The 5,054-nt window shown below is 73.0% G+C and carries 4 protein-coding genes; 2 read left to right on the top strand and 2 right to left on the bottom strand.

Annotated features, from left to right (window positions below; translation table 11 throughout):
• A partial coding sequence (locus ACLEQD_RS36685) for a LysR family transcriptional regulator (RefSeq protein WP_410390541.1) occupies positions 1–889 on the bottom strand: 889 nt, incomplete at its 3' end.
• Positions 890–1,022: 133 nt separating this feature from the next.
• Here ACLEQD_RS36685 and mltG point away from each other — a divergent pair.
• Complete coding sequence (mltG, locus tag ACLEQD_RS36680; protein ID WP_410390540.1) at positions 1,023–2,039, top strand: endolytic transglycosylase MltG; 1,017 nt, start codon at positions 1,023–1,025, stop codon at positions 2,037–2,039.
• 9 nt (positions 2,040–2,048) lie between these two features.
• Entirely contained in the window at positions 2,049–3,740 is a 1,692-nt protein-coding gene (locus tag ACLEQD_RS36675) for an ATP-binding protein (RefSeq protein WP_410390539.1), read from the top strand.
• A 4-nt stretch (positions 3,741–3,744) separates the two neighbouring features.
• On the opposite strand, the gene ACLEQD_RS36670 is transcribed toward ACLEQD_RS36675, so the two are convergent.
• Positions 3,745–4,713, bottom strand: a complete 969-nt coding sequence (locus ACLEQD_RS36670; protein ID WP_410390538.1) for a hypothetical protein — start codon at positions 4,711–4,713, stop codon at positions 3,745–3,747.
• Positions 4,714–5,054 lie beyond the last annotated feature (341 nt).

Below are 5,054 nucleotides of genomic sequence, written 5' to 3'. Positions count from 1 at the left end.
CGCGCGCGTGGCGCAGGAAGCGGCCCGCGACGCCCGACGGTTCGTCCACGGGCAGGGCCCAGGAGAACGCGCGCGCGATGCGCAGCCCCGGCACGGGCAGCACCTGGAAGCGCCCCAGGGACAGCTCGCCGTGGATGCTCCAGCGCGACAGCAGCGCCACGCCCAGGCCCAGCGCCAGGGCCCTCTTGATGGCCTCGGTGCTCCCCAACTGGAGGTCTCCCGGCTGGGGGCCCTTGCGCACGCCCGCCTTGCGCAGGGCCCGGTCCAGCACCGCGCGGGTGCCGGAGCCCTGCTCCCTCCAGAGCAGCGGCACTCCCTTCAGGGCGTCGAGCGTGCGGATGCGCAGCCACTCCGGCGGCCCCTGCGACGCGACGACCGGCACCAGTTCGTCGTCCAGGTAGCGCTCCAGCCGGATGCGCGGCGCCCGCGCGTGCCCCTCCACCAGCCCGAGCGGCACCCGGCCCTCCGCGAGCCACGCCAGCACCTCGCGCGTATTGCCCACTTCCAGACGGACCTGGAGCCCCCGGTGGGTGCGCAGGAACGACGCCAGGAGGCCGGGCACGATGGCGCCGGCGATGGTGGTGCTGGCCGCCAGCGCCAGCTCGCCCTTGAGCGTCTCCTCCGCCGCGATGGCGAGCGCCGCCTCGTCCAGCAGGCCGTGGATGCGCTGGGCGTAATCGAGGAGCACCCGCCCCGCCGCGTTCAACCGCACGCCCCTGGCGGTGCGCACGAGGAGCGGCTGGCCGCAGTCCGCTTCCAGCTGGCGGACCTGCGCCGTCACGGCGGGCTGCGACAGGTGGAGCAGGCGTGAGGCCGCGGAGATCTGCCCAGTCGTCGCGACGACACGGAAGGTTTCGAGCCGGCGGGGATCGACGAACAAGGCCGCCATCCTAGACGACGTCCGGAGGAAGGGGTCCCCTCATCGGTGGGTGTTGAGAAGGGGGCGCTTGCGTTCGCCTGCCCGGCCGCGCGGCAGGTGGTTCTCGTTGGAAGCGGCAGGGCCTTTGATAGGTTGCCGCTCCATGAAGAAGATCCTGGTCGCGCTCCTCGTGCTCATCGTCCTGGCGGTCGCGGGGGTGGGCGGAGCGTTCATGCACTTCCAGAACGCCACCACCGCGCCGCACGCCGCGGCGGACCCGGCGCCCAAGGAGTTCATCGTGAAGAAGGGCGCGTCCGCGCGCTCGCTGGGCCAGCAGCTCCAGGCCCAGGGCTTCCTGGACGATCCCACCGTGTGGCGCTTCCACCTGTGGCGCCGGGGCAGCCTCAACGTGAAGGCCGGCCGCTTCATGCTGAGCCCCACCGCGTCCGTGGCGGAGCTGGCCACCGCGCTGGAAGGCCCGCCGCTGCCGGAGGACGTGCCCTTCGCCATGATTGAAGGCTGGCGCCTGCGCGACACCGACGAGGTGCTCGCCGCCCAGGGCCTCATCAAGCCGGGCGAGTACATCGCCGCGGCCAGCCGCCCGGACCGCTTCGTCGCGCCGTTCCCGCTGCCCACGCGCAGCCTGGAGGGCTACCTGTACCCGGAGACGTACGGCATCGTCGCGGAGAAGTTCAAGGTGGAGGCGTTCATCCAGCGGCAGATCGACACCTTCCGCGCCCGCTTCTACGACGCGCACCGGGAGGAGATCGCCAGGAGCGGCCGGTCGCTGCACGACATCGTCGTGATGGCCTCCATGCTGGAGCGCGAGGAGCCGGTGCCGTCCCAGCGCGCGCTCGTGGCGGGCATCCTCTGGAAGCGCGTGGACAAGGGCTTCCCCCTGGGCGTGGACGCGACGAGCCGCTACGAGCTCGCGGAGTGGAATGACCGCAAGGCGTTCCTCAAGCGGCTGCGGGACAACTCGGATCCATGGAACTCGCGCACCCGCGCGGGCCTGCCGCCGGGCCCCATTGGCGCGCCCACGGTGGACTCGCTGCTCGCCGCGCTGCGGCCGGTGAAGAGCGACTTCTGGTACTACCTGCACGACGCGCAGAAGGTCCTGCACCCGTCCCGCAACGCGCAGGAACACGAAGCACTGCGGGCCAAGTACAACGTGTACTGAGGCCCGCCGATGACGCCCCCCCTCGTCAAGCCAGACGCTCCCTCCTCTCCCGCCACCAGCGCGGAGGCGGCGTTGCGCGAGGAGGTGGCGCTGCTGCGCCAGGAGGCCGACCGGCTCCGCCGGCTGCTCGAGACCGCGGCGACCGTGACCTGGACGGACCGCATGGACGACGCGCGGTCGCCCATCTCGCCCTCGTGGACGGCCTTCACCGGGCAGCCCACGGAGCAGCTGCGCAACCGGGGCTGGCTCCAGGCCCTGCATCCGGATGACCGGGGGCGGGTGCTGGCGGCGTGGGAGCAGGCCAAGGCCGCGAAGCAGCTGTTCTCCACGCGCTACCGGCTGCGCCGCGCGGACGGCGTCTACGTGTGGGTGCTCGCCCGGAGCATGCCGGTGCTGGGGCCGGATGGCGCCGTGCGCGAGTGGGTGGGCACCTGCATCGACATCCAGGCGCAGGCCCTGGGCGAGGAGCGCGCCGCGTTCCTGGCGCGGGCCAGCGAGCTGTTCTCGTCGTCGATGGACGCTGGCGCCACGCTCGCGTCGCTGGCGAACCTGTCGGTGGGGAAGCTCGCGGACTGGTGCATCGTCGACGTGCTGCATCCGGACGGGCACTTCGAGCGCGTCCAGGTGGTGACGGAGGATCCGGCGCTGGCTTCGCTCGCGGCGGACGTGCAACGGCTGCCGCCGGTGCCCCGGGAGCGGCCCGTCTATCCTCCCGCGGTGGCGCTGGCCACCGGCCGGTCCACCCTCGTGCCGGAGGTCACCGACGCGCTGATGCAGGCCGTGGCGCAGGACGTGAACCATCTGGCGGCCATGCGCACGGTGGGCATCCGGTCGCTGCTCACGGTGCCGCTGCTGGCCCGGGGCCACATCCTGGGAGCGCTGACCTTCCTGGTCACCACCTCCGGGCGCCGCTATGGCGACGAGGACCTCCAGTTCGCCCAGGAGCTGGCGAACCTGGCCGCGCTCGCGGTGGACAACGCGCGGCTGCTCCAGGGCGCGCGCGACGCCATCCGCCTGCGCGACGAGTTCCTGTCCGTCGCGAGCCATGAGTTGAAGACGCCGCTGACGCCGCTGAGCCTGAAGCTCCAGGCGCTCTCGCGCGCGGTGAAGGCGCACCCGGACTCGCCGCTCGCGCCCGTCATCGAGGCGCACGTGGAGACGGGGCACCGCCAGGTCCGCCGGCTCACGGAGCTGATGAACGACCTGCTGGACGTGTCGCGCATCAGCGCCGGCACCTTCCGCCTTCAGCGCGAGGACGTGGACGTCGCGGAGGTGGTGCGCGAGGCGGCCGCGCGGTTCGCGCCCCGGTTCGCCCTGGAGCACTGCGACTTCCACGTGGAGGCCCGGGAGCCGGTGCACGGCAGCTTCGACCGGGCGCGGCTGGCGCAGGTGTTGGATCACCTGCTGGACAACGCCCTCAAGTACGGCGCGGGCACGCCGGTGTCCGTGGGGCTCGTGGTGGATGGGGCCAGGGTCCGCATCACGGTGCGCGACGGCGGCATCGGCATCTCGAAAGAGCAGCGGCCCCGCCTCTTCGAGCGCTACGGCCGCGCGGTGTCCGAGCGCCACTACGGGGGCCTGGGGCTGGGGCTCTACCTCACCCGCACCATCGTGGAGGCCGAGGGCGGCAGCGTGTCCGTGGACAGCCGCCTGGGCGAGGGCGCGACGTTCGAGGTGGCGCTGCCGCTCACGCGGCCCTGAGCCGCTACGGCGTGCTCGTGCCGGGCGGCTGGGGCGACGTGTGGAACATGTCCGCGAGGATGCGCTCGGCCGCGTCCGCGAGCAGGTCCCGGGCCATGCGCGTCTCCTCGCCGAAGATGCCGCGCGACGTGCGCGCGTCCAGCACGTGCGTGGCGAGCAGCGAGAACGCCGCGGGCTCGTCGAACGTCGCCTCCGAGGAGAGGACGCGCTTGCCGGGCTGCGAATCCTCCTCGTGGAAGCGCCCCTCCCAGGTGTCGCCCAGGGTGATGGAGAAGTACTGCGCCGCCACGTTGCCGGGCCTCGACATGTGCGAGGCGGCCACCACCGCGCGAAGCTGGCCGCGCTCCTCGGCGGTCATCTGGCGCTTCCAGGCCTCCACCGACGCGTGCATCGTGTCGATTTGATCCCTCGCCGAGTCCTCCGCGTTCTTCAGGAGGTCCGGCACCTGGGCGTGGATGAACGTGGAGAGCTGGTCCCGCGTCACGCGGTTCGCGGCCAGCACGGAGTCCACGAGCGCGAGCGACGCGCCGAGCATCCGGTGCTGCCGCGCCAACGCTTCGGCCGGGAGGCCGCGGGTGTCCAGGCTCGTGGCCGACGCGGTGATGAGGCCGCGCAGCGTGGTGAGGCGCGTGCGGGTGTCGTCGTCGAGCGCGTCCTGCTGGCTGGCGAGCAGGACGTGGAGCGCGAGGGGGACGTGCGTGACGGCCTTGTATTCGTGGTAGCGGCGCGTGCGCGCGGGGGCCTCGAAGCGCTGGCCGCCCTTGCGCAGGATGAGCACGTCGTCGATCTGCGCGATGACGGGGCCCATGCGGGACAGCACCGCCTCACGGCGCGCGGCGTACGCGTCGCGGAAGGCCTGGTTGAGCACGGAGAGCGGATCCGCGGGCTCCAGCGCCACGGTGCGCGCGACCTCGGAGGGCGGCTCGGGAGGAGGGGAGGGGGAGGCGGGACCGCCCACGGGGCACTCGGCCATGGGCGGCACCGTAGCGCCCTGCGCGCGTCCGTCATCCCCGGGCGAGGGCCGGGTGTCCGGATTCCTTCAACCCGCACGGGCGGTTCGTGCACACAGGCCTCAGGCGAGGACCCCGAGGGGATTCCCCGTCAGGGGCCCACCTCACGAACCGGTCCGACTGTCGGACAGGTCTTGAAGCCTGCGTTGGCCAGCAGGGCTGTCCGGGGTCAGGGGAGAGGCGTGACGCTGGGGGGCGGTGGCACCGCGATGCCTGCGGGGGTCGCCGCCGTCAGCTCCCGGGCCACTCGCGCGAGCCCGGCGTCCTTCGGGGAGAGCGCGGAGGCCGTGCGTACAGCTCGCGG

It is taken from the genome of Corallococcus sp. 4LFB (genome assembly GCF_046520365.1).
In the GTDB taxonomy this organism is placed as follows: Bacteria; Myxococcota; Myxococcia; order Myxococcales; family Myxococcaceae; genus Corallococcus; species Corallococcus caeni.
The sequence above is the reverse complement of the archived record's forward strand: the minus strand, read 5'-3'. Positions and strand labels throughout refer to the sequence as shown.